Source organism: Desulfosarcina ovata subsp. ovata, assembly GCF_009689005.1.
GTDB classification, from domain to species: Bacteria; Desulfobacterota; Desulfobacteria; order Desulfobacterales; family Desulfosarcinaceae; genus Desulfosarcina; species Desulfosarcina ovata.
In genome coordinates, this window is record NZ_AP021879.1 from 6,438,838 (window position 1) to 6,462,797 (window position 23,960).

Annotated in this window: 20 protein-coding genes and 1 riboswitch; of the genes, 2 read left to right on the forward strand and 18 right to left on the reverse strand. The window is 50.1% G+C overall.

What is annotated here, in order from left to right:
- Positions 1–6: 6 nt before the first annotated feature.
- From GN112_RS28210 to GN112_RS34945, 4 genes are all read right to left on the reverse strand, one after another.
- Complete coding sequence (locus GN112_RS28210; RefSeq protein ID WP_155313221.1) at positions 7–1,287, reverse strand: MFS transporter; 1,281 nt, start codon at positions 1,285–1,287, stop codon at positions 7–9.
- Positions 1,288–3,348, reverse strand: coding sequence for a TonB-dependent receptor (locus GN112_RS28215; RefSeq protein ID WP_155313222.1), 2,061 nt, complete (start codon positions 3,346–3,348; stop codon positions 1,288–1,290). It lies immediately after the preceding gene.
- A gap of 325 nt (positions 3,349–3,673) precedes the next feature.
- Positions 3,674–4,702 carry a helix-turn-helix domain-containing protein gene (locus GN112_RS28220; protein ID WP_155313223.1) on the reverse strand — a complete coding sequence of 343 codons (1,029 nt, stop codon included), beginning with the start codon at positions 4,700–4,702 and terminating at the stop codon, positions 3,674–3,676.
- 113 nt (positions 4,703–4,815) lie between these two features.
- Positions 4,816–5,032, reverse strand: a riboswitch (cobalamin riboswitch).
- Positions 5,033–5,170: 138 nt separating this feature from the next.
- Entirely contained in the window at positions 5,171–5,293 is a 123-nt protein-coding gene (locus GN112_RS34945; protein WP_269434956.1) for a hypothetical protein, read from the reverse strand.
- 115 nt (positions 5,294–5,408) lie between these two features.
- Here GN112_RS34945 and GN112_RS28225 point away from each other — a divergent pair, with 115 nt between their 5' ends.
- On the forward strand, positions 5,409–6,587 hold the full coding sequence (locus GN112_RS28225; protein ID WP_155313224.1) for an ATP-binding protein: 1,179 nt from the start codon (positions 5,409–5,411) through the stop codon (positions 6,585–6,587).
- A 177-nt stretch (positions 6,588–6,764) separates the two neighbouring features.
- Here GN112_RS28225 and GN112_RS28230 read toward each other — a convergent pair whose 3' ends face one another.
- The 14 genes from GN112_RS28230 to GN112_RS28295 all read right to left on the reverse strand — a co-directional run bounded on the left by GN112_RS28230 (position 6,765) and on the right by GN112_RS28295 (position 23,347).
- A complete protein-coding gene (locus tag GN112_RS28230) occupies positions 6,765–7,229 on the reverse strand; it encodes a methyltransferase family protein (protein ID WP_155313225.1) in 465 nt (154 codons plus the stop codon).
- A gap of 43 nt (positions 7,230–7,272) precedes the next feature.
- The gene (locus GN112_RS28235) at positions 7,273–11,460 is read right to left on the reverse strand and encodes a cobaltochelatase subunit CobN (protein ID WP_155313226.1); all 4,188 of its coding nucleotides are present in this window, start codon (positions 11,458–11,460) and stop codon (positions 7,273–7,275) included.
- 187 nt (positions 11,461–11,647) lie between these two features.
- Positions 11,648–12,004 carry a DUF2149 domain-containing protein gene (locus tag GN112_RS28240; RefSeq protein WP_155313227.1) on the reverse strand — a complete coding sequence of 119 codons (357 nt, stop codon included), beginning with the start codon at positions 12,002–12,004 and terminating at the stop codon, positions 11,648–11,650.
- Between the two features lie 5 nt (positions 12,005–12,009).
- A complete protein-coding gene (locus tag GN112_RS28245) occupies positions 12,010–12,738 on the reverse strand; it encodes a MotA/TolQ/ExbB proton channel family protein (RefSeq protein WP_155313228.1) in 729 nt (242 codons plus the stop codon).
- Positions 12,735–13,481, reverse strand: coding sequence for a DUF2162 domain-containing protein (locus tag GN112_RS28250; protein WP_155313229.1), 747 nt, complete (start codon positions 13,479–13,481; stop codon positions 12,735–12,737). Before GN112_RS28250 ends, GN112_RS28245 begins: the two co-directional genes overlap by 4 nt.
- Before the next feature lie 9 nt (positions 13,482–13,490).
- Entirely contained in the window at positions 13,491–13,826 is a 336-nt protein-coding gene (locus GN112_RS28255) for a TonB-dependent receptor domain-containing protein (RefSeq protein ID WP_155313230.1), read from the reverse strand.
- Between the two features lie 277 nt (positions 13,827–14,103).
- On the reverse strand, positions 14,104–15,330 hold the full coding sequence (locus GN112_RS34625) for a hypothetical protein (RefSeq protein WP_231716912.1): 1,227 nt from the start codon (positions 15,328–15,330) through the stop codon (positions 14,104–14,106).
- A gap of 47 nt (positions 15,331–15,377) precedes the next feature.
- A complete protein-coding gene (locus GN112_RS28265; protein WP_155308746.1) occupies positions 15,378–15,602 on the reverse strand; it encodes a hypothetical protein in 225 nt (74 codons plus the stop codon).
- 343 nt (positions 15,603–15,945) lie between these two features.
- Positions 15,946–16,404 carry a hypothetical protein gene (locus tag GN112_RS28270; RefSeq protein ID WP_155310207.1) on the reverse strand — a complete coding sequence of 153 codons (459 nt, stop codon included), beginning with the start codon at positions 16,402–16,404 and terminating at the stop codon, positions 15,946–15,948.
- A 13-nt stretch (positions 16,405–16,417) separates the two neighbouring features.
- Positions 16,418–17,152 (reverse strand): ATP-binding protein, encoded by a 735-nt coding sequence (locus GN112_RS28275; protein ID WP_155310208.1) that lies wholly within the window; start codon positions 17,150–17,152, stop codon positions 16,418–16,420.
- The gene (locus GN112_RS28280) at positions 17,149–18,711 is read right to left on the reverse strand and encodes a DDE-type integrase/transposase/recombinase (protein WP_162458929.1); all 1,563 of its coding nucleotides are present in this window, start codon (positions 18,709–18,711) and stop codon (positions 17,149–17,151) included. Before GN112_RS28280 ends, GN112_RS28275 begins: the two co-directional genes overlap by 4 nt.
- Positions 18,669–19,538: a hypothetical protein gene (locus tag GN112_RS28285; RefSeq protein ID WP_155310211.1), complete on the reverse strand. Its 870-nt coding sequence runs from the start codon at positions 19,536–19,538 to the stop codon at positions 18,669–18,671. Before GN112_RS28285 ends, GN112_RS28280 begins: the two co-directional genes overlap by 43 nt.
- A gap of 405 nt (positions 19,539–19,943) precedes the next feature.
- A complete protein-coding gene (locus GN112_RS28290) occupies positions 19,944–21,740 on the reverse strand; it encodes an IS1634 family transposase (protein ID WP_155313231.1) in 1,797 nt (598 codons plus the stop codon).
- A gap of 59 nt (positions 21,741–21,799) precedes the next feature.
- On the reverse strand, positions 21,800–23,347 hold the full coding sequence (locus GN112_RS28295; protein ID WP_231717161.1) for a TonB-dependent receptor plug domain-containing protein: 1,548 nt from the start codon (positions 23,345–23,347) through the stop codon (positions 21,800–21,802).
- Here GN112_RS28295 and GN112_RS35460 point away from each other — a divergent pair.
- Complete coding sequence (locus GN112_RS35460; RefSeq protein ID WP_414736132.1) at positions 23,310–23,543, forward strand: helix-turn-helix domain-containing protein; 234 nt, start codon at positions 23,310–23,312, stop codon at positions 23,541–23,543. The genes GN112_RS28295 and GN112_RS35460 overlap by 38 nt on opposite strands.
- The last annotated feature ends 417 nt before the right edge of the window (positions 23,544–23,960 follow it).

The following is a 23,960-nucleotide window of genomic DNA, read 5'->3' on the forward strand; positions in this document are numbered from 1 at the left end:
ATAGATTCAATGAACATTTCCCAATGCCACACGATCCATCCGTTTTTCCGCCGTCGGCTTGAAATACAGTGCAAGCACAAGCGCAAGGCATGCAAACGCGCAAGCCACCATCAAGACGGCAAGGTAGCCCAGCTGTCCGGCCAATATTGTGCTGCCGGCAGCCGCGACAAACTTGAGAAAGTAATAGGCGCTGAATTGCAAGGTGAAGTCCGTGGCGGGGCTTTTCAACGAAGCGCGATCCATCATCATTGTGCTGATCAGGGTCAATAAAACACCATGGATCAAGAAACAGGCACCAACTGAACAATGAACACGCCAATCGTCCGGCAGGCCGATCAGCGACAATGTTATCGCCAACAAACCAATCACCTGAACCGTGGCGGCACCGATCAAAACGGAAGAACGTGCCCTCCAGCGAAGCAGCCAGCCCGTAAAAAGAGAAGACAAGGCGCTAAGGATAGAACCGAGGATGTTCATGACCATGCCGATGCGCTCCATGGACCACCCAACGTCGACCATCATAGGCGCCAATATGGCATGGGCAAGGGTGCTGCCGATCGGATAAATCAATAGCAACAAGAACCATTGTTTGTGCCCGGAAGTTTGCCAGAAGCTCCAAAATCGGCGCAACGGCACGGGGCTGTTTTGGCAGGCAACCGAATATGTTTTCTCGCGGAAGCACAAGACCTGGAATAGGGAGACCGATGTGCATAACGCCAGGATAGCCATACACCCTTTCCATCCGATATGGGGGTAGGCCATCAAAACAACGCCACCTCCCAGCACGTTGCCGAGCATCCCGCCGGCGTATTGGATCCCGTTGCCCAAGCCTCGCTCTTTTGCAGAAAGCAGGCGACAGGTCAAGCCATCGGCGGCGATATCCTGGGTTGAAGAAAGAAAGGCCAAGACCACACATCCGGTCAGAACAGCGCCAAATTGTGTTGAAATGTCGAAGCAGCCGATAATGATAAGGTTCAGCACCATGCCACTCTGGGTCAACAGCAGCCAGCCCCGATAATGCCCCAATCGACCAAAGGCAAAACGATCGACCAATGGCGCCCATAGAAACTTGATGGCCCAAAAGAGTCCTAAAAGGTAAATCACCCCTAACCGTTCCATGGGGGCGCCTTGCCGACGCATGATGACCACCAATGCGATCCAGAAAAAACTCAACCCCAAAAACTGGGTCATGTAAAGGCTGGCTAACAACAGCCAGATTCTCAGCGGCTTACGCGTCATTTGCGTAGCCGTTAATCTTATCTCAGTTCCGCCACCGTCATCAGGCATTTAGAAACGCCAGGTCATTTGCAGGCCGACCTCTCCCGGATCGCTGTAGATCGTGTAAAAACCGCTGTAATAGCCATAGGAATTGTATTCCTCGTCAAAAATATTCTTTCCATAGAGGTAGACATCGAAGCGTTCCGTTTCGTAACCGATTTTGGCATTGACCAGTTGGTAGGAATCCCGTGAGTACTCATTTGCCCGGTCAAAATACATCTTGCCGTAGCCGATCAAGTCCGCCCTGAGATACAAGCCACCGGGATACCGGTATTGAGCGCCGATGTTGTAGGTGTAGTCCGGCGTATAGGGATTCCGATTGCCCTCGTAATCGCCTTTTGCGTCCTCGAAGTCCTCGAATTCAAGATCGGTATACCCGAAACTGCCCATGAGGCTCAGGCCCTGGGTTACCCTGACCGTGGCTTCCACCTCTATTCCCTTAGCCGTGGCCTTGGCGGCATTGGTCAGGTACGAGGTGGCAGGCGTGACAGCATCCGTGACTTGCATGTCGCTGATATTCATATAAAAAAGAGCACCGTTCAGAATCAATCTTTTGTTCAGCAAGGTATTTTTCATTCCGATTTCATAGGACCACAACTCCTCTTCATCATAGCTGTAATAGGGTGAAGCCTCATCGGCCAGCGCATTGAATCCACCGGAACGATATCCTTTTGACACGGTTGCATAGGTCAAAACATCGGATGTAAAATGGTATTCCACACCTATCTTAGGTGTGAATGCATCCCAGGAATCATCTAATTGTTTATCGTTAAGATTATCTTCAAATTCCTGATCCTGCTGTTCATATCGCAAGCCGGCAATCAAATTGATGTGAGGGGCCAATCCATAAGTAACATGGACAAAGGCTGCATAGGTGTCCCCATCGATCTCCCGATCAGTAGAACTGTTCATGCTTGAATAACTAGATATGGTCTCCCTTTTTTTATGTTTATAGTCATTGTCATAATACAGGCCGAGCAGCCATGTTAACTGCTCTGAGGCATAGTTCAGTCTGAATTCCTGTGCCGTGGTTCTTAATTGGTCATCTTTATAGATATGTGATAATGTCTCGCCGGTATAATCAAAATCGTCCACGGCTTCGTCATTGTACGACCTTCTTGTGGTAATCGATGTTAATGTCCACAACTCACTAAAATCATAGTTGATTTTCAGTGCTTGCGAATTTTCACGTGGTTTATAATTGCCTTCTAGGTTGGAGGTAACTTTGCGATCCCCTGGAACGGAAATCCCGTATGTCGCGGCTCCGTATTCTCCCAGGGTTATATTTGCTCCCCCATCGTCGTGTTCAAGCATCGAAGCAATCAATGAAATATCCAGTTGATCCGTCGGCGTCCATCGAAGATGAGCCTTTCCCAACCAGTGTTCTCTGTCATCTACCGTATCGCCGGTAATGGTGTTTTCAATATATCCATCTCTTTGATAAAATTGCCCGGCCAGGCCTATAAAAAGGCTATCTTTTTGTATCGGGCCACTCACATTGAACGAAATTTCTTTTTTTAGTTTATCTCCTGTTTCACCGGAAAGCAGGCGCCCCAATTCAGCGCTGATTTTTCCAGTGAGTTGGTTGTTGGGCTGCGATGTGATAATATTGACGACGCCGGCTTGGGTGTTTTTCCCATACAGGGTGCCCTGCGGTCCCCTGAGTACTTCCACACGCTCTACATATAGCAGTGCATCTTCATATCCAAAAGTTGATAAGATAGGGATGCCGTCGATGAAAAGTCCCACCGACGTCGTATAGGAGAGATGGGGTGCATGAATACCGCGCATGGATGGTGAATTGATGCCTGGTCCACCTTCATTGAAAACCATAAAATTGGGGACAAAATCGGCTATTTCGCTGATTGATTTGATTTTTTTATCATCAATATCTTGATCGCTGAACACCGTTATGCACATCGGCACGTCCTGAACGTTTTCCTCCTGCTTCTGAGCCGTAACCGTCATGGTTCCCAACGTCATATACTTCTGCTCCTCGGCTCCAGCCGACATGGCGATACAGCAAACCATCAGAAAACCTGTAACGGCCCAACCACACTGGTTTTTCATACGCTCTCCTGTTCATCGACAAATAATAACGGCAAGATTCACAGACCAAACAAAGAAACCGGACACAACTCAATTCTAAGTCTCTTGGGATATTATTAGCAGCGAAGCACCAAACCGGCTTGTTTTCATGGCCTTACAAGGCCGATGGTTAACGATTGAGATATCGTCGTGCTCTTACATTAAAATGGATTTCCGTGCGAATCCCATTTGATCTTTTTTTTGTTCGAAATGAACAAAGGGGAGGGCTCGGTGAATAAAACCGGAAAGCATTGAAGTCTGCTTCGCGTACATTTCTCGTATGGATGTCCGGGATGTATTATTTTTGTCAGGAGGATGGTTTTGAATTGGTCAATCTACCTGCAAATCTATTTCGGATGAACCTATGGGGATTTTTGCCGAATTGTTTGAAAAAAGCTCTGGAAAAGGAGGACAGGCTGTTGTATCCGACCCCGAACGCTGCTTCCGTAACATTCATCTGATGGTTTTCCAGCAGTTGCTTTGCCTGTTGCAGTCGTATTTTTCTCAGATACCCAAAAACAGTGGTATCGAACACTTGATGAAACCCCCGGTTCATTTTGGCGTGGGATATCCCCACGGATCTGGCAAGGTTAAATAACGTTGGCGGATTTTTCATATCTTTGGCCAGGAGCGATGCCGCCTGATGTATTTTCTCTACATCCGACAAGGTGATCCCACCGTCATCCGGGTAAGTATTTGAACATTCATCAAGTTGCTGTAACCGGCGGGCAATCAAGTCCAGTATCCTGCTCTCAAGAAACAACCGGCGGGTAGGTCCGGTTAACGGGCAGCGAAGAATGGATTCAAGGGTGGAGAGGATTTCCGGCGTGATTTCGCCGGGCTGGTAATAGCTATATTCTCTGGTCCCATCCACAATTGATCTGAATGCCATGGGAAAATGTTTGCAATCGCCACCCACCAGGGTATTAAATACTTTGGGTTCAATGATGATCGAAAAAGAGAATCTGCGTGTATCCTTGATGTCCTCCCCAGTGACGGACAGGCAAGGGAAATAACAAAGCGGACTGTGACCTTCGCGTAATAGCACTGATAGGTCCATCCCCGTATACCGGCCTTGCATTTGGCCGGATACGCAAAATTCGATTCCAAACCCAGATCGGTTGAAGACGATATCCCATTCACAGTGCTGTTTCACCTGGTAGTCAGCGATAAACAGATAAAATCCAGAACGGAATTCAATTTGTTTGAAAATACCCGTGCCGATCATCTCCGGGATTTGCCAGCATGCTTCACCGTGCCTCGTGAAATCGGCACAGGTATCGCCGGGCAGGTTCATTTCATAGCCGTTTATCGCCTTTATGGTAATTTGGTGCATAATGACATGTCCTCGAAATAAAAATCCCCGCTTCCACAGTGGAAACGGGGATACCGTATTCAATCCCTGACGGTGCAACGATGAGTTTTCATCTACTCCCTACCCGGGAGCGATTCCAAACCAATCAGCAGGCAGGTCTTCTGGCTTCACATCCATCCCGACGGTCTTCCCATTCACAATGTCGAACAGTGACACGAATTGCCGAGATGCCCGCTTTGAACCATTCAAAGCATATGTGTTACAGCGGCAGGTCCGCTCCCGACTTTAACGGGATTCCCTCTTAGAGCCTGTTTGATAAATCCGTCTAAGGCCCGCTAACGGCGTTGGGAAGTGTCTCAAAATGCTCACATATTATATATATGCTCCGCTTTTGAGCCACTTTCCGCCTTGTTATCGAGCCTGATCCAGACTTCTCAAACAGGCTCTTAGGTTCTTGCGAACGCCTGCAAATTAACAAATTGAAAATATTTAAAACATCTCATATGGTACGATGTCAATCCTTTTTCTGGCGATGTCCAGCTCCATGAGCATCATGGGTATCCCGACGACAGAACTCTCCACGTCCACGGAGGAAAAACCGACACGCTTCATCGTTTCGGCGACTTCTCCGCTGTTGAATGCGAGAGGAGCAATAAAGTCATCGCAAAGGCCATTTTATAATCCACCCTCATTATATACCTTGTAATTTTGTAGCAAGCATCCTAAAATGCAAGGTATGATTCCCCGATGGATTACCAACGAAATAAAGAAAAAAATCGCGCAGGTGCCGGCGGTCGCATTGCTTGGCGCTCGTCAGGTGGGTAAGACCACACTTGCCAAAACTATTGCAAAGGGGCTGGATTCCGTCTACCTCGACCTGGAAGCACCGGAAGATCTGCTCAAACTCAGGGATCCCGCCATTTTTTTACGCGGCCACAGTGATAAACTAGTCATACTGGATGAAATACAACGTGCACCGGACCTATTTCCGGTGTTGCGGGGCCTTATTGATAAAAATAGGGAGCAGGGACGTAAATCCGGGCAATTTCTTTTCCTTGGCTCAGCCTCCATGGATTTGATGCGGCAAACGTCCGAAAGCCTTGCCGGTCGAATCAGTTACATCTACATGGGCGGCCTGAACGTCATCGAGACCGGCCACCAAAGCCAAACAATACACAAGCTCTGGGTAAGAGGCGGCTTTCCCGAAAGCTACCTGGCCGCTGACGACAATATTGCCATGGATTGGCTTGAGGATTTGATTCGCACCTATCTTGAGCGGGATCTTCCACAATTGGGTTATCGTGTACCAGCGATCAGGATGCGCCGCCTGTGGACTATGCTGGCCCATCTGCAGGGCGAACCGGTTAACTATTCAAAGCTGGGTGCAAACCTTGAAATTGATGGCAAAACCGTGAGCAACTATATCGACATCCTCTCGGATTTGTTACTGGTCAGACGTTTGGAGCCATGGCATGCCAATGTCAAAAAGCGGCTGATAAAATCTCCACGCTACTACATCCGGGACAGCGGCATTTTACACCGGCTGCTTGGAATCGACCAGTATGATGCCCTGCTTTCCAATCCGGTGCTTGGCAAAAGCTGGGAAGGTTTTGTGGTGGAAAATATCCATTCGGTATTGCCCCGTCGTGCCGAAACCTATTTTTACCGCACCGCCGCAGGAGCGGAGATTGACCTGGTCATCAGGATGCCGTCATCGGAAATCTGGGCCGTGGAAATCAAATATGGTACAGCTCCCAAATTGGGCCGGCATTACAGCGCAATCTGCGATGATGTCGGCGCTACCCGGAAATACATAATTTACGGCGGTGATGATGAATTCTCAGTCGGCAGCGGTGTAACCGTAATCTCACTGCCTCGGTTTGTGCAAGAACTTGGATCGTGTTGACAGTGCTCGAGATCATGCTATCAAGTGCCCATCCAGAAATGACCAATTTGCCCGATATCGTCGTTGCGCGAAAATTTTTATCCTCGGAATATCAACCATATGCCTGTGGTAAAATTTTTCGGGCGCCTTGATCTCAACCCAATTTGCCTATTTCTGGATGGACACTCTCAAAGATAATTATTTCCTTGCAATGTCCAGCTCCATGAGCATCATGGGTGTCCCGACGACAGAACTCTCCACGGAGGAAAAACCGACACGCTTCATCGTCTCGGCAACTTCTCCACTGTCGAACATCAGGTCCTGACCCGAAAGCATCCAGGCCATGGATCCCATCATGGAAAACATCCGGCCCACATAGGCCGGGCTCTGGCGATGGAGGGCCATTTGGGTGCCCGGGCGGTTGCGGTAACGGCCATCTTCCTTGTCCACCAGATCCAAAGCTGCCAGGCCGTCGAGCAAAAATCGCGTGCCCATCGGATGGGTGCCCAGCTCGGCGGCCACTGATTCGGCGGATTGCGATGTCGAGAGAAAATCAAAAATGTTCAGTTCAATGGCGGTGAGCAGCAATTGGGTTTTTGTGCGGCCGTTAATGATGTCGAACAACGCATGCAATTGCAAATCTAAATCGGGTAATGGTTTCACGGCGTACCCCTTTTTTTGGGTTTTGAAGGCTCATGTTTTTTTATTACCGTCTCTTCATCCCCTTCCAAAAGCCGCGCCCGATAACGGCTACGATGGCGACCACGAGCAGCACCGCGGCCAGGGACGCCCCGGATGAGGAAATCTCCGTCGCCTTCTCCTCTTTCTTCTCCTTCAACTCATAGCCCTTGACCTCCTCTGCCTTTTGTGTGCCGGCTTCGCCAGCGGCTTCATCCGGCGCCTTGGCGCTTTTGGTTTCCTTGGTTTCCGCCTTTTTGACCCATTCCGGAGTTCGTACATCCTTGCCGGTGGCCAGCTTGACCTGTTGCTGAAATTTCAGCATGGTGGCCGGCGAGACCAAACCCGGCACGGAGAGGATATTGGCGGCGAACTGGTTCATGGCGATGTTGTTGCAGGTGTGCTCGCAGCAGGCCATGCCCTGGCGGGCCACCGATTCCACATAGTCCACGGCGACCTTGCGGAGCATTTGCTCATCGAATTTCTGATATTCCTTTCTCTCCACTTCCATGATCCTGGCCGTGATGGACTGCAGGGCGTGCGGGCTGTTCTTTTCGAAGAACTCCTTGAGCTTCATCCCGTACTTGTCCGCCACATAGACCTGATAGGTCTGCTCCCACATCTCCTTGGACACTTCGTCCGGCGTGACCACCTGCCAGCCCCAGAGGTTTTCGGCGAATTTGGCCATCTCGCGGGCACCCGAATAGCCGTTTTTTTGCATGCCTTCGATCCATTTGGGGTTGAAATTCCGGGCGCGGACCTCAAGGCCCAGAGCTTTTGCGAAATCGACCATCTTGGGGTCCGAGGGGTTTTTGGCATCCGCGATAAACAGATCCGGAGTCTCGCCGGAAACGTTTCTCACCGCCATGGCCAACCCGCCCATGTATTGATACACGTCGTCATTGTCCACCACTCCGAAAAGATTGGTGGAGCGGCTGTGGACCACCATGTCGGTTCCCTTCAGCGCCTGTTTGAAGGCATCCTGGGATTTCTTCCCCCACACGTTGCGGCCGTAGGCATAATTCATGCGGTTGATATAAAGATCCGCCAGCTTGTCATCCTTTTCCCAGGTGCCGCTGGCCGGTATGGCCTCGTTCAGTCCCGTGCCGTATCCCTGATTGGGAGCACCGAAGATACGGAAGCGGGCATATTCCGCAGCCTCCTTTTCCGTATAGCCCTGTTCCTTGAAGACCTGTTCGGTTTCCAGGGTATGCAGGCGAACGAAGTTCTCGTATTTCTCATCTTCCGCCTTGATGATCATCTGCACGGCATCGTCGATCAGACCGATCTGGATGGGAAAGACATCCCGGTACAGGCCGGAGGCGGAGACCAGGATATCGATGCGGGGCCGTTTCAGCTCTGATTCCGGGATCAGTTCCACGCCCTTCACATAGCCCCGGCCATCCCAGATCGGCCTGGCGCCCATCAGGTAAAGGGCCTTCGACTCCATCACGCCGTGATGCCGCAGGGTCTCCGTAGCCCACAACACCAGGGCGGTTTTGTGCGGATAGCGTCCGTTCTTCTTCAGATAGCCTTGGATCAGATCGTCAGCCAGTTTTTTGCCGACCTTCCAGGCTGCCTGGGTGGGCACCTTCTCCGGGTTGAAGCCGTAAAAATTCCTGCCCGTGGGCAGGGCTTCGGGATCACGGATCGGATCATTGCCCGGACCGGGCAGGACATAGCCCGCGTTCAGAGCATTCAGGATACTTTTAATCTCCTGGTCGCACTGGCCGAGGCTTGTCGCATACCCGATGCCCCGTTGGATGATTTGCTTCAGCCAGACCTTTTGCCTGGGTGATGCCGCGGCATAGTGTTTCCCCAGGCTTTCGCTAAATATTTTCTCCAGGGGCGTTTTCTCCAAAATCGCCTTTGACAGCAACACCTCGCTGACCGTATCGATGGCTTCCATCTCCTTGATGTATTTGCCCGGTTTTTGCTTCATTTTCTTCAGGTCGAGCTTCTGAATTCCGGCAACGATTTCATCCAGGGCCGGAATGTCGGTTTCGACAGCCAGCATGGCCATCACCATGCTGACAAGGCTTTCGCCGGTCAGGGGAACCCCCAGGGTATGCAGGCCGTAAGGCATGCTCGCGCTTCTGATTTCGGCGAGATAGTCGTGCAGGACGTCAAGCAGCTCATCGAAATGATCCTTGTTCAGTTCCACGCCGATATCCTTGCCGATGCCAAGCGTATCCGTCAGTTGCAGGATTTCCTCCTGGTATTTCTCCGCCACGGCCGGCGTCTGGTCCTTGGCCTGTTCGTAAAGGGGAATCAGCTCGTTGATTTTGGCGTACTCCTTGTAAAGACCGGACATCCTGATGCCCGGAATCATGTGGTCGACGATCACCCCGTACCCGCGCCGCTTGGCTTGGGTGCCTTCGCCCACGTCATCCATGAGATAGGGGTAGATATCCGGGATATCCTGCATGAGTACATCAGGCGCGCAGGTTTCGCTCAGGCCCGCCTGTTTGCCCGGCGTCCACTCCAGGGTGCCGTGTTTTCCGAAATGAATTACTGCGTCGGTGTTGAATGCGTGCTTCAGCCAGAGATAAAAGGCCAGATACTGGTGATGGGGAGGCAGGGTGATGTCATGGTAGAGATGATCCGCCTCCTCGAGCCAGCCGCGCGTGGGCTGGGGACCTATGAACAGGTTGCCCAAAATCAGCCCCGGAATGATGATGTACTTCTCTTGCTTTGCCTTGTCTCCCCAGGTCATGAGCGTGGTCTGGTCGACCGTGCCCCATTTCTCCTCGACGCCGGTCCGGAAAGCCTGGGGAAGCTCATTGTACCACTTTTTATAATCCGCTACCGGAATCATCACAAGCTTGCCGGTGTCAACCATTTTCTTCAGCTCTCCGGGCGCCTTGGTGCTGATGTTGCGCCCCTGCATCATGATCATCTCCTTGAGCGTCTCTTGGGTCAGGGAAACATTTTCTCCCAGGTTGTATCCCGCTTTACCAAGGGAATCCAAAAGAACCTTCAGACTGGCGAAAAGATCGAGGTAGCTGGCCCCCAGGTTCTGCTTGCCGGTGTGGTGATTGTAGTAAAGCACGGCAATTTTCTTTTGGTCGTTGGCAAGGTGCTTCAACCTTAGCCAGGCCTTTGTCCGTTTGACCACTTTCTCGATCCGCTCGGCCACGGGGACTCGCTCCGTGATTTTCATGCCGGTCCTCTCATCGAAAAAGATTCGTTTGCCGCCCACGACCGTCGGTTCGATGAGCCCGCTCATCTCCGGGAGAAAGATCTGGGAAGCCAGCTGGACTGGGGTGATGCCTTGGGGTTTTTTTTCCCATTCCGTCACCTCGTTGTAGAGTGAAATCGCCCTGATCACCGGGATATTGGCATTCTCCAAAAGCGCCACCGATTTTTCCTTGGGATGGGAGAACATCAGCGAGACCACGATATCGATCTGGGGCACGCCGTCTTTCAGGAAATAATGTTGAAACATCTTCGCCGCCGGGTAGCCGATGGCGCAGATCACATTGATCCCTTCCTTTTCGAGTTGCCGGATGATGGCGTCCTCGATCTTGTTGTCGCCGACCTTCAGGGTGTTGTAGGCCAAAAGCCCGGCCCAGGCGGCATCCTTGAGATGTCCAGCTTCCCGATACCACTTATGGTACTCCTCAAGCGAGTCGAAGATCTTTGAGCCGGGGGCATCCGGATGGTAAATTCCCTCCAGGGGTGTTTCAACGGGCGGCTCGACGGCGATATCCGCCATGCCGGAAAGCTCGTTCAGCAGGCAGGCGATCAGGCGCTTCACATTTTCCGGTCCGCCATGGTGCCAGTACACCTCCATGTTTGGATGGGCGGAGAGGTCGACATTGTAATACCCCTTGGCCCGGAAGATATCGTATCCGCCTATCCCGATCACTTTGGCGCCCCTGGCCCTGGCCAGCTTCAAGGGATTTTCCAGGTCGAGCATGACCTTGTAGCCGATATGATAGAGGAAAATAATATCCGGCACGGTCATATCGGGCTCGACCGTCTTCTCCTCCAGATCCTTGCCGGGGTAGACGACGATGTTTACTTTTTCAGCCAATGCAGGATATGCTTTGTCGAACGCCGATATCCCTTCCGCCATGACCTTGGTGGATGTTTCGGGGATGATGAAAGCAATTGTCGTTGGGGGTGATGCACCGGCGCTCACCGGAAGCAGCAACAGCGTGATAATGCAGATAGATATAAAAAATTCGATGATGCGCTTTTCAATCTTCATGTCGGTTCCTCTTTTTGTGCTTGGTTCTAACTTTGCCTACGTAACCCTCGTTGCCATGCTCTGCGTGGGAACATTTGGCCCTGTACGTTCCCACGCAGAGCATGGCAACGAGAGGAATATTCCGAGGATAAAATTTTTAGTGCAACGCCGATATCGGGAAAATTGGCCATTCGTGGATGGGCACTAACTATCTTTCCTCTTCCTCTGGGATGTACACTACCTTGCCGGTTTTCAGTCGGTAGGCCGTGCCCAGGCGCGTGCCCTGGCCCTGGGCCATCTCCTTGGTCAGCTTCTGAACCTTGATCTCCTTGCCCTTCTTGGTAATGATTTCCATCTTGCCCGGCTGGTTGGGGTTCTTGATCATGGTCAGCTCATCGGCGGTGAACAGCTCGTGCAGATGATAGGCGCTGACCATGGCCACCATCAGGCCCACGGCAAAGACCATGGCCACGTCGAACAGATTGGCCGCCGCGCTCATGGGATCTTCCTGGTGGATGGCACTGGCCGGACGCCGGTTTCTTCTCTTTTCTCTTGGCGAACGCATCCTTTTCACCCCCTGCTCATGGGCAGCACGGTGGCCCCCGGTTCCTGGCCGTTGCCAGCGGATTGGGTATGACGGTCAACGTTCCCAAGGGTCAGATCGACGATATACTCCATATCCCGCATGTCCTGGACATACCACCGCTCCCTGGCGACAGAGATCACGTAGGCCAGCACGCCGATGGTCAGGCCCGACACGGTTGTGCCGAAAGCGATGATCAAACCATTGGCCATCTGGGTCAAATCACCCTTGGTCAGGGCCAGCAGCGCCGGCCCCATGGGGATCAGGGTGCCCATCAGGCCCAGCATGGGCCCGATCCGGATCATCACCCGGCTCTTGTCCAAGGCTTCGGATGTCCTGATCTCATACTGCTGAAGCACTTTCTCGGCCCGGATCTCCAGGTTGTCGCGGCCATCCGCCACCAGCCGAGCAAAATCGCTCAAGAAATCCCGCATCGAGCGGCTTTGGCCGATGGATTCCTCAAGATAGTCCTTGACCTTTTCGGCGGCCGCCTCATGCTGGGCCTGCAGGATATTTTTCGAAACCCTACCGGCAAGCTTCTCGCAATGCCGATCCCCGCCGGGATGGCGTTTTCGGCGGTAGACAAATTCGGAGACAAAGTTTCCTGAAATGAAAAGCACGGCGACGACGAGAAAAAGCAACAATCCCATGACCGGATAAAGCAGGGCGTTCATGATTAGGTAATGGGCCGATTGCATTAAACCGAGAATATTCATTTGTTATTCCTCGCTGTTGATGATTGGCTTCGAAGGCCTCTTAAAAAACCCAAACTAAAAATCAGGGCGACGATCGCCAGCATGACCGCTGCCTGCCCGAGCGAAAGATCCGCGCCGGAGCCGGCGGCGGTCATGGACAAAAGGGCCTTGGCCTTGGAATAGACCGGAACCACGATAATCGAGACCACAAAATAAAGACCGGCCATCATCATGATGAAACCGAGCAATACCGGGCCTTGTTTTCCCTTTGCGCCCTTGCGCATCTGGCCTCTGGCGAGAAAGGCGAGCCCGACGATCACCGCCAGAAAAAGGATCGCCATCATTCCGCCGGCCTTCAAGGGGTCGCTGCCGGTCAGGGCCACGAAGATGGAACAGCTCATTAGCATGGCCGTGAGACAAACGGGACATGGCAGCATCAGCAGATAACCGACCTTCGATTGTTGCCGCAGGCGCTCATCGAAGGCCGTTTTCATTGTATAAAGCCCCCATGCCATCAACCCTAGGGAGAGAAAAAAATGCAGGATCACCCCATGGGTCATAAACTTCTGAAACAGCTCGAAGTAATTTAACGGATTAACGATTTTCAGCAATACCCCCATCGAGAAGGCCAACAGCCCGTATGCCAGAGCCAGGACCACGATCCGGGAAGTTTTAAGATTGGCCGATCCCGCCACCAGTCCGGCCTTGCCGGCAAAAATGAGGATGGTGAAGCCGATGCCGACGGCCCAGAAGTAAGTAATCATCTCTCTTCCTTAAAAGCTATATTTCGCTCCAACCATCGCGGTAAGCGGCGGATTGGTGGTCGTATAATACTCCTTGTAGTTCTCGTCGGTGAGGTTGTTTATGTAGCCGAAGACTTCAAGCTCCTTGAAGAGCTTGCGCGAAACCTTCAAATCCACAACCTGGTATCCCTCAAGCCGTTTGTCGTCCGAGTTCTCCAGGTCGCCGTAGCGCTCACCGACATTGCTCAGGTAAACACCCAGGGTGAAAAGCTCCGGATTGTCGTAAACCACACCGATTTTGGTCATATGCCGAGGGGTGTAAGACAGCTCGTTGCCTTCGATGGAAGGATCTTCGTCATAGCCCATCTTTTCCGCTTGAATTTAATATTTACTGTAATTTCTAATAGTTGAGTCATACGCTAAGGCGTTTATGGCACTACTTATTTTTTATACCTCATATTTTACCACTTTTCCTGGACTATGAGGCACACCCAGTGCATCATAAATTTTTAGTTGACGAGACTCTGCTTTTGTGCTTTTTCTAACATGTATTGTCTCGCCATTTTTACTTCTCATTACTGCTGTTGTTCGATTTTGGCCGTCTAATTCTTTCGATCTGTGCGGACGAAGATATCTTAAATGGTCAAGCAGCTAAGCTAAATTTTACTTCCTTATTGCTGAACCAATTGTGATACTCATCGTTGATTTTCAAAGTTGTGATGATAGCCAGATTGAGAGAGCCTTTCTTCGCCCAACTCATTCCATTCTTCTTTTGGCGATTTGAAACGACGAGGTCGTTCATCTTTTCACCCACATTACTCGAGTTCCGAAGATTTAACCGTTTGCGCATATCATAGTTGGGAATCGAGGATTTATTCCGACCCAAATAGTCAATGAGCTTTTGAATATGATTCTCATCCTTGATTTCGGATGCCGGGATGTTTTCAAGATATGATATGGCCTTGTTTGTAAGGCCGTGCCACAACAACGGCATAACCGCGCGAAGCGTTTCATTTCTCAACTTTCTGCCTTTCATCCCCATGCTCAATTCTTCTTTGAACTTCTTGCATAGATGAAACCAATCAAGAACAATCTGCATATTATTGTACCAACCAAATTGCTTGACGATGGCAGCATTTAGCGCCTTATGGCCGTCGGTAAAAATCTGAAGACGTTTGCCGAATAGAAAATTTGACAAAAGAAACGCGATTAGCAACCACAAGCATGATTTGGTGCCATCAGCTGCCAATACGTATTTTGGGCCTCCATGTTCAATGTGGCATACGGTATCATGTACATATTTTCGCGTATGCTCAGTGATTTTTGGGCTTTCTCGTGTACCCTTCTGCCTTTTGGGGGTTACGTCGTCTATGCTTATGTTGACCGTTTGACTGGGTTCTTCGTAAATGACGGGATTATTCAACAGTTCAATCGGATTATAGTCGAAAGATCCTTTAGAAAGGGCCTTGTGAACTTCATCCATGGGAATTGATATCGGTTCTCCGCCCCTGGGAATATCTGGGTTGATACAACATCCGTCAGCGCTGAAGTTGCCATGATTCAAATCATCGGCCTTTTGCTTTAAATGGTCGATCAATTCCCGACCTTCTTTCTGGGTCTGATCATGCAATGTGCGATGTGGCGTACCGCCTTCTATTTGGTGCCGTATGAAGTTGAGCCATTTTGATGTTTTCCGGAAGGATCCTTCCGTATTACCCATAATCATGGCCCGTTCCTTAAAGCCCGTGGTCAAATAAAACTGATTCGTTCCTAATGGGGCAAATATCGATTGACTACTGTCAAACCGAACGCCATTTTCATCAAATGCGAAGTGGGTTTCAAACGCAAAACGCCCCACGGCGCCATCCACCAGATATGGGCTTTCATTTACCTCAATTTGATTAGCCCCACTGAAAGTCAGGACTTTTTTTTAGACACCTTTTCCATGTGTCGTGCTATGGCGGCTCTTATTGCAGGGTATGCCGTATTTAAAATTGCTATTTCGCAGTCGTCTATATTTTCACCGGCATCAGCGTTTACAGTGTATTGATAACATCCATCTTCCAGTTCAATGGGCTTATCGTCCGTTTCCTCATCACATTCAACCAGGTTCACCATGACTTCGATTTTGTATTTGCTCATTGGTAGCCTCCGTCTCGGGGTTTGAGATAGTGATCTACCAAAACATCGCATTTATCTTTAATGATGTTCAGTCAATTCCGAACCTATTTTCATATCTTAATTTTTGGTTAGCCCTTTGTGCTGTCGTGTGCCACGTTTTTTGAGACTGTCATCCCACGTTTCATGAGACCATCCAGGTAGCATTCGATATCGTCACGTTAGCATATATCATATCGACCATAATAAAGACGGATTCAAATGACCAGATGATACAGCCTACCGCGTGGATGGCGTTTCGCCAACTATGCAAAAAGCAACTACCGTAAAAAACCGACTTACAACAAGAAGTCAGTATATTTTTCCTCTACATATTAGCAAGGCAGAAGCGCAACTCACCCCATGAGCCTCTGTTAACAACGACGATCTTGGTATTGATGGATCGAATTTCAAGTTTTTTTTCAACGAGTTTACCGGTGTAGATCAGGAAGTTTTTAGCGGAAGTGTAGGCGATCAGGAGTCTGTAAGGGGTGTTGTCGAACAACAGATCCAAGCGCACCTGGCCGGTACATGGTTCTCTATCGATACATTTCTGGCAGAGTTTTTCCTGATCATTGATGGGTTTGACGGCATCCAGAGATCGGCAGACAGGGCGTCGGTTCCGGTAGAGCGTTCTGGCGGCGCCGTAATCAAGGATCCGGCAGTCAAGCGCTGGGATCAGTTTTCTTTTGTCACCCAGATCGATGCCCAGAGGTTTGACGGTGATGTAGCGTGCCATCATGCGCTGTACGATGTCACGCAGGATTTCGGCTTGCTGCGGGTTCATGGCATATCTCCTTTCATGTCAGTTCCCAGCGTTGGAGGATGTCGTCGAGGGTAAAGGGATCGATGGGGCCGTCCGGTTTGCTTTCGGCCAAGATTTTTTTGAGCATAGGGACAACCAGGCCCGGGATGCCTCTGGCGCGTTCAAACAGGATATGCATCCCCTGCTGACAGATGCGCTGCAAATTTTCGGGGCCGAAGTGATATTCGATAAAAGGAGGCAGTTCATCGAATGTCAAACCGGTCAACTCTTCCCTAACCACGATACGTCGCCACAAAGGGGCAATGGCCTGAACTTTGTCCCGCAGCAAAGGCATACCGATCAGCAGGATGCGTACCGGGCAGCTGTCGTCAAGATTGCTTTCGGCCAGCGCCTTTGCCTCCAGCAGGGTTTCATCGGCCAATTCGTGTGCTTCGTCGAACCATATCAGTAACTGGTGGGGTTGTTCGCCAAGCGCGGATATCAGGCCCTGGAGCGTTTCGCTGTGAGAACGTCGGGTGGGCAGCCTCATCCAGGTGGCCAGCACGCGGACCAGGGCGGTTGCACTCAGATGACGAGCGTGAGAAAAATACAGCACGCGATGCCTGCAGCGGTCCAGGACGGTGTTCAGCTGCCGGCACAGCCAGGTTTTGCCGACACCGGTCTCACCGGTTAACATGAGATAACGGTCGTTTTCGTTTCGAAAGGCGTTTTCAAGGTTTTCAAGCGCCCGTGCAAAGTCGTCAAAGACAAAGTAGGACGATGGGTTCATAGAGAGTCCTCCTGGGGATCGGGTTTATTTGCCTGTGCCTTTACAAGCCTTTCCAGGTATTGCAGATAGGTTTTCAGGGCACGGTTGGGTCCAAGGGCGTCGGCGGTTTTGTCGATCGCTTGGTGAAACGGCTGTGCGGGCAAGGGGCCGTTTTGTCGATAAAAGGCTTCGATGGCCGCGGCTTCGCGTTGGTCGATGGGGACGGGGCGCTGCAGCAGCCGGCTTAACTCACGAAACACTTCCGGCAAACCGAAGCCGGGCTGGGCATTGGGTCGGCAGTGACCCTGCCAGACATCCAAAAGTTTTTGCAGCTGTCCGGTGCCCCGTTTTTCCTCTGTCTTTTGAAAATCGAAGGGGTGCTTTTTGGTGAAGGGTTCAAGCGGGATCTGGTGCGCATCATCGATGATCAGCAAGGCTTGGTCTGTGTTGACCGGATCGTAGCGAAAATCACATTCTTTTCCTGCAAAGCGGGTCGGCACACGGAAAAGGCCGTTGGGTAGATTCACCTGGCCGGTTTTCGGGTGGCTTTTGGCCTGGACGGCGATTTTAAATGCCTGGGCAAGTTGTTCGGCACCGACGCGCCGTGTTGAGAGGCGTCGGGCCAGGGCTTGTTCCGGGGTCATCTTGATTTCACGATGGTGGTGCCGGTTGTAGACCAAAGCGATCGTCGCCTGAAGCAGAGCCTCCAGATGATGGATATCGACCACTTCCTGGTTTGGCAGCTCTTTGACGAACCATCTTTTCAGGGATCTGTGATAAGCTTCGATTTTCCCTTGTGCCTCTGGGTTGCGGGATTTTACCCAGTTTCGATGAACCCCCAAAAAGGCAAGGCCGGTGCGGAAGACTTCGGAGTCATAAGCCGAGGCGCGGTCAAACTGCATGCGAAGGGCAATCCCCCACTTGGATGCGGCCAGGCGAAAGACCCTGACGGCGGCTTGGATATTTTCAGCCTGTGCGATGATGGCGGCCAGAATGTATCGGCTAAAATCATCGAGGATCGACAGCACATGGACCCGGATCGTTTGGCCGTCGGTCAACATTACCGAAAACGGGCCTTTGGCGTCCATCTGCCAGATCTCGTGTGGCTGATCTGTCTCGTACAGGTCCCGCAGCTTTTTGCCTGCTGCCTTTCGGCGTTGCAAAATGCCCAAAAATGCCGGGTGTGCGCGAAGATCACGGCTCAGGGTCGAGCGACTCATGGACAGCTCACCGAACTCCAATTCGAGGTAAATCATCAGCTGGGTCAAAGAGCGCCCGGGCTCTTCGTACAAAAGCCCCAGGGCGTAGTTCACCTGTTCACTGCGGTCGGTGCGGGCCAGCCCCTTGTCTTTTCTGACCTTGGGCATCAGCCCCAAAAAGCCTTTTTCGCGGTAATCTTTCATCCACCGGAACAGTGTGCTTCTGCCGATGGGCCTTTTTGGGGACGAACACGGCCATTGAACAGACTTCCGCGTACGATCGCTAAGAATGCGCCGTTTTTCCGCTTCGGTCAGTTTGTCGTCCACAAGTGGACTGATCATTTCGAACCGCCAGGCGGCGATCTCCCATGAATCGGACATGACAAGGGCTCCTCTGGAAGAATTTGGCCCCATGCTAGCATATTTTTAAAATCGATGTGTTCAGCCGCCGTGCAGCGAATGCCGGTTTTAAAGCCAAGGCCGAACGAATTGCCCCAACTGACGATGAGACAGTCGAGTTCAACGAAGTTTGGCGGATTTTCGGACGCGATCAGCGAACCGACAAATTCAAATTTTTTGCAGGCTTCAAGACGTTCCCGGCGCCCCTGGCTGCGGTAACGATGCGGGTTGATCCAAACCGGTTGACCATGCAATGAACACATTTGTGGGTAACGGATTTCCAACTCCGCCTGGATCCGAGTGGCCGGTATGGAAAAGGTCGTTTCCCCCATCGGCCTGCCCAGCCACCAAGCACCCAAACCTTCTGTCCATGCGTGAAGTGTCGTGTGCCCAGGGGTTTGATCACCGTAAAAATGATTCCAAACCACTTGGCGCAATGCCATGTCTCCTCGATTGTATAGGCTTACCGAACGCTCGATAACCGGTAGTGAGTAAAGTTTGTAGGGAAGAATATCCGCCGGGAGCAACCGGAACCGGCTTTTACATATGGGGCATCTAACCAGAACAATCTGGGCCATATCCTTGACCACCGTATCGATACCCTCTTGATCCTTTTCAAGTTTGTAGGAGGTCCGACAAACGGTGGATCTGGTCAATTCAAGTGATGGCGGTGGTTGCTGGCAGGCGCAATCGACAGAACATTTTGGACAGATCGTCTCGGCCAGATAATCGTCAAGAAGTCCTTGCGAATAAAGGCAAATGTAAGTAGCATTGGTAATTGCTATGGTGATCGGGATGGGTGCCTCCATCTTGGTTGCCGAAGGGGGCAGGCCAATGCCCCCTTCATCCTTATCGACGAATTCTGTAGCCCGCCTCCTAATCGGTTTGTAACTCCCTGTATAATACCCTTTTTCTACGGGTGAACAAATGAACTGGTGCTTCAGTGAAAAATGCTGAGCACCGGATTTTGTTTTTGATAACTCTCTGAATGAAAATTGAAGGGGGCGGACATGCGATTGCCAAGGTATGTGATGGGAGGTTCGGAGTGAGTGAGGTGAGGAGGACTGAGCCGTGATTATTTGTTCTATATTTTTTTCTACAATTGAAAATGAGTCAGTGGGTTAGTGGGCTTTGAGTCTCTGAGTCCGTGGGCCTCTGAGTCAGTGAGCTCTGAGTCTCTGAGTCCGTGAGATGCGAGTCTCTGAGTTCGTGAGCTACGACACTTTGTGCAATATCCATCCTGGGCATGGTCCGCACAGCTCGAATTCTTTTCTCAAATCGGACCAACTTGTATGAATCCCATTTTCTTTAAGTCTAAACCTGATTGTATGAACGTGGTGATAAGCTAATAATGTGATAAAGAGATGTCCTTTTACTCTCCTCGTTATTTGATGAAACACCGGCCGTAAACCCAACTCCGATTTTAAACTTCGAAATACAGCTTCAAGATCAGTCAACATCGTATATGTACGCCAAAGAATAGTTTCATCCAGATCGTTCAAGTTTGTTCTCAAACAATAAACGCCTGGATTTGAATCTGAAGAGTCAGAATTTTTTTTTATCTTCCAGGTAATCTTTGTCGCCTTCTTTGATCCTTTATCTTTATGGATGGTAATCTCATAATTTTTAGCAGCTTTGGTATATTTTTGTTTCAGCCGTCCTACTTTTTCAACAACCTTCTCATAAATCTTTAGCCGACCTTTTTGATTTAAACCATCGTTCAATGATTTTAAGTCTGCTTCAAATCTTTCTGAAAATCGATTTTGAATGCTCTGATCCTTTTTTTCTCGCTCACTTGAATGACAATAAATTTCAGTCTCTTCTGTTTCCTTGACATATTTTTTGTACGCTTTAACAATGTAATCCTTATCTCTTTTTACTTCAACAGCTTTATCATGATCAAATTCTCTATATCTTTTCCTGCTGACAACAAGGTATCGGTAATGATTCGCCTGCAACCATTGTACATTATCGTTTGTTGCTATCCCGGCATCCATTACGACAACTGGTTTCTTTTTATCAAAAACACTCATCTGCTTATCGTCTTCTAATGAACTTTCTGATGGTTTATTCAAGCTTGAAATCATTTCTTCCAGTGTTGATGGCTCACTAACGTTTCCGGAAAATATTTTACTTCTTCTTGGAAAGCCGCTACTGTCCAAAACTAAAGCCAAAGTTACCAAGGGACAGTCTGAGCGTTTTTCTTTTGATTTTCCATGCTTGCCAAGTTCATTATACTTACAGCTTCCCTCAAAAAATGTGTTTGTCAAATCATAAAGTGTAATTATTTCTTCAAAACCAAACAAAAAACGTTCTCGGTTGTATAAATGCCTTTCAATCGCTTCTTTGTCTTTGTAAATACGGTCAGATATTTCATAGATTCGTTTTAGCGACATACTTTCATAGTCATAGCCGATTAATTCGCCTAAACCGCTTCGATTTTGCAGCCAGTAATGCGTTGATAACTCACTGCCGGGAACCGCCATTCGACCAACTATACTTCCGATTGCAGCTGCTATTTGATGATTATTATATCCAAGACCTTCAAATATTTTATCCAATTGTAATTTGAGAAATGTTTCATGTGATACATGTTCAATACTAACGCTACGCGGTCTTATAAGTTCAAGACTATCGATATCAATCAAACGGTAATCGGGGGCATCTATACTATCGTTTTTGTCTGTATTGTTGTTTTGACTCGACCGGGTTTGTATGATTTGTGCAGCATAATGCTGTGCGGCTTGCTCAATTTTTTCCGGCAATTTAAACAAACTTGATTGACCATTAATAATTCCCTCAACACGACAAGCAATATCTGGCCATTGTTCTCGTGGAAAAGGAAAATTTTTACCGAGATTTATAATAGTGCGCTGCTTCACCTTATTTCCAACTCTAACTGATTCAACAAGGCGATGAGTGAAATATGTTTCGCCATCTTTTTTGCTCTTAATTGTTGTTCGTCGGATATACATGCCATCTTGAATTACAGAAAAAACACCGATTGTCAATACTTCGGTGAATTTTATGGCACTACTTTGGCCGGCAAAATTTCAACATATTGTAATTATTAATAAAATAATTTCATATGTAGTAAAAAACGCGGTTCTTCAGCAATTTTCCGGAAAAAAGTGACAAAGATGGGATAGGATTCGATGGTGGAAACGTTATAGGTGTGGTTGACGAATACCGACCACTGACTGTCGAATTTATACTCGACAGCAGCCTCGACACCGTAAATGTCCACCCGACCCAGGTTGACGGATTGAATTACCGCCATGCCTTCGTCCGGCGTGAAATAGCTCGGCACCTCGTCCGCCGAAAGCGTCTTTTCCCCGAGGAAATCCTTGAAGCGGCTTTGGTAGAAAGTAATGTTAATGGAAAGATGTTCGTTGGGCTTGGCATCGAATCCGACATCGTAGGACCAGGTCATGGTTTCCGCCTCCAAATCCGGATTGGCCAGATCGAAGCGGGTCGATCCGTGGGGACCGGATTTATACAGGTCATACAGGGACGGTGCCTTGAAACCGGTGGCGAAGGAGGCGCGCAACTTGAATTTATCGTTGACTTTATATGCGGCACCGGCCCGCGGAGAAAAGGCATCTTCGGATTTATCAGGATAGTCGATGGTTATCATCGAATCCGTGGTGGTGTCGTAGAATTCGCCGGAATGATTTTCCCAACTGTCATAGCGCACGCCCACGTTCAGGGTCAGGCGGTCCTGGGCCATGGCAAATTCGTCATTGACGAAAAAGGAGTAGAAATCTTGTTTTCCGCTGAAATTGCGATCACCCTCGGCATAGGCGTATTCGGATTCGCATTCGGCCCATTTCAAATCGCTGCCCAGGCTCAGCCGGTGTCCCCCCCATTCCGTATCGACCTGGATCAGGGCGCCATATTCGTCCTTGGGGATCGACGAATCGTAATAGTAGGTTGCATGTCTGCCCGTTGCGCTGCTGTATTTGCGGGCCTCGGAGGTGCTATCGCTGTCGAAATAGTAGGCTTTGATGCCAAGGTCGAAGCGGCTGCCCAAGGGCACGCTCCAATTGGCCATGTAGTCGTTGTTGGTCTGATCACTGTCGTATTGGGTACTTGTGGTGGTCAGCGAGTCTTCCAGAAGGTACTCGTAATCCAGCCGCAGCAGGGATTCTCCCAGCCAGATATCGCCGCCGAGGGATACATTGGTCAGATCGTTTTCCGGTTTTTTATAATAGTCCTTCCAGTCCTCATTTTCGTAGTACTCATAACCGCCGGTGTGCTTATGGCCGGCCGACGCCCTGAACGCGTAATGGTCGGTGCCCGCGCCGATGGAGGCGTTGCCGATATAGGTATCCAGGCTGCCACCCTCGAAGCTGACGCTACCCGACAGTTTCTTGGTGGGCCGCTTGGTGATGATATTGATCACGCCGCCCATGGCACTGGATCCGTAAAGCGCCGAGGAAGCGCCCCGCACGATTTCGATCTTCTCGATGTTTTCCAGAGACAGTGTGTTCAGGATCGACACCGAACCGCCATAGGCCATGTTCAGGGGGACCCCGTCCTTGAGCACCAATACCCGGGAGCTGTATACGTTTGAGCGGATGATTGAGCAGGTAAGCGAGCATTTCGGAATTTCCATTGCTAACATCCTGTTTCCAGGAAAGCATCCCCAGCGGGTTAAGGCCCGCAGCGTAGCGGCCTACCTTGCGGTGAAACGGTTAGGGATGGATGGAACAACGGTAGGACGGCGGATGGGAGTGGGGCAATCCACCATAAGTCGCGCGGTAACGCGGGAAGAAAAGATAATGCGTGAATTGGATATTTCTTTTCCTTAACAAAAGAAATGCATAATTTCATCCCCGTTATGTCCCGAAGACCCCCGTGGTCAACTCACCGGGGGTGGCCTTGATCGGCGATGACCTGGACCGCTTCATCACCGCCGCCGGGCTGCCGGTTCCTGCCTGGCCTTGGAGAGCGCCGGTTTTTCCGATCGCTGCCAACTGGGTGCGAGCGGAGCGCTCTGGCTGCTGGAGCGTATCTTGAACGGCCTGCTGGAAGGATAAAAAAGTGGGTTTTGAGTCTGTTTTATTGAAAAGCCGTCATTACAGGCCATCGCAATAACATTGGGCCGGATGGCTGGGGGAAGACCAGAATATCCCAATAGAACTAAGGCTCTGTGGGATATTTGCAAGCTATTCAATCTGAGCATAATCTCAAAAAATTCCTTGACATGTTAAGTAACAGCATGTAAC

Excerpts from the sequence above, each read along its gene's own strand:
- GN112_RS28295 (WP_231717161.1), bottom strand. The coding sequence starts at position 23,347 with ATGGAAATTCCGAAATGCTCGCTTACCTGCTCAATCATCCGCTCAAAC.
- GN112_RS28255 (WP_155313230.1), bottom strand. The coding sequence starts at position 13,826 with ATGGGCTATGACGAAGATCCTTCCATCGAAGGCAACGAGCTGTCTTAC.
- GN112_RS28210 (WP_155313221.1), bottom strand. The coding sequence starts at position 1,287 with ATGCCTGATGACGGTGGCGGAACTGAGATAAGATTAACGGCTACGCAA.
- GN112_RS28275 (WP_155310208.1), bottom strand. The coding sequence starts at position 17,152 with ATGAACCCATCGTCCTACTTTGTCTTTGACGACTTTGCACGGGCGCTT.
- GN112_RS28215 (WP_155313222.1), bottom strand. The coding sequence starts at position 3,348 with ATGAAAAACCAGTGTGGTTGGGCCGTTACAGGTTTTCTGATGGTTTGC.
- GN112_RS28280 (WP_162458929.1), bottom strand. The coding sequence starts at position 18,711 with ATGTCCGATTCATGGGAGATCGCCGCCTGGCGGTTCGAAATGATCAGT.
- GN112_RS28265 (WP_155308746.1), bottom strand. The coding sequence starts at position 15,602 with ATGAGCAAATACAAAATCGAAGTCATGGTGAACCTGGTTGAATGTGAT.
- GN112_RS28270 (WP_155310207.1), bottom strand. The coding sequence starts at position 16,404 with ATGAACCCGCAGCAAGCCGAAATCCTGCGTGACATCGTACAGCGCATG.
- GN112_RS28245 (WP_155313228.1), bottom strand. The coding sequence starts at position 12,738 with ATGAATATTCTCGGTTTAATGCAATCGGCCCATTACCTAATCATGAAC.
- GN112_RS28240 (WP_155313227.1), bottom strand. The coding sequence starts at position 12,004 with ATGCGTTCGCCAAGAGAAAAGAGAAGAAACCGGCGTCCGGCCAGTGCC.
- GN112_RS34945 (WP_269434956.1), bottom strand. The coding sequence starts at position 5,293 with ATGAAGCGTGTCGGTTTTTCCTCCGTGGACGTGGAGAGTTCTGTCGTC.
- GN112_RS28220 (WP_155313223.1), bottom strand. The coding sequence starts at position 4,702 with ATGCACCAAATTACCATAAAGGCGATAAACGGCTATGAAATGAACCTG.
- GN112_RS28235 (WP_155313226.1), bottom strand. The coding sequence starts at position 11,460 with ATGAAGATTGAAAAGCGCATCATCGAATTTTTTATATCTATCTGCATT.
- GN112_RS35460 (WP_414736132.1), top strand. The coding sequence starts at position 23,310 with ATGATTGAGCAGGTAAGCGAGCATTTCGGAATTTCCATTGCTAACATC.
- GN112_RS28225 (WP_155313224.1), top strand. The coding sequence starts at position 5,409 with ATGCAAGGTATGATTCCCCGATGGATTACCAACGAAATAAAGAAAAAA.
- GN112_RS28285 (WP_155310211.1), bottom strand. The coding sequence starts at position 19,538 with ATGGAGGCACCCATCCCGATCACCATAGCAATTACCAATGCTACTTAC.
- GN112_RS28250 (WP_155313229.1), bottom strand. The coding sequence starts at position 13,481 with ATGATTACTTACTTCTGGGCCGTCGGCATCGGCTTCACCATCCTCATT.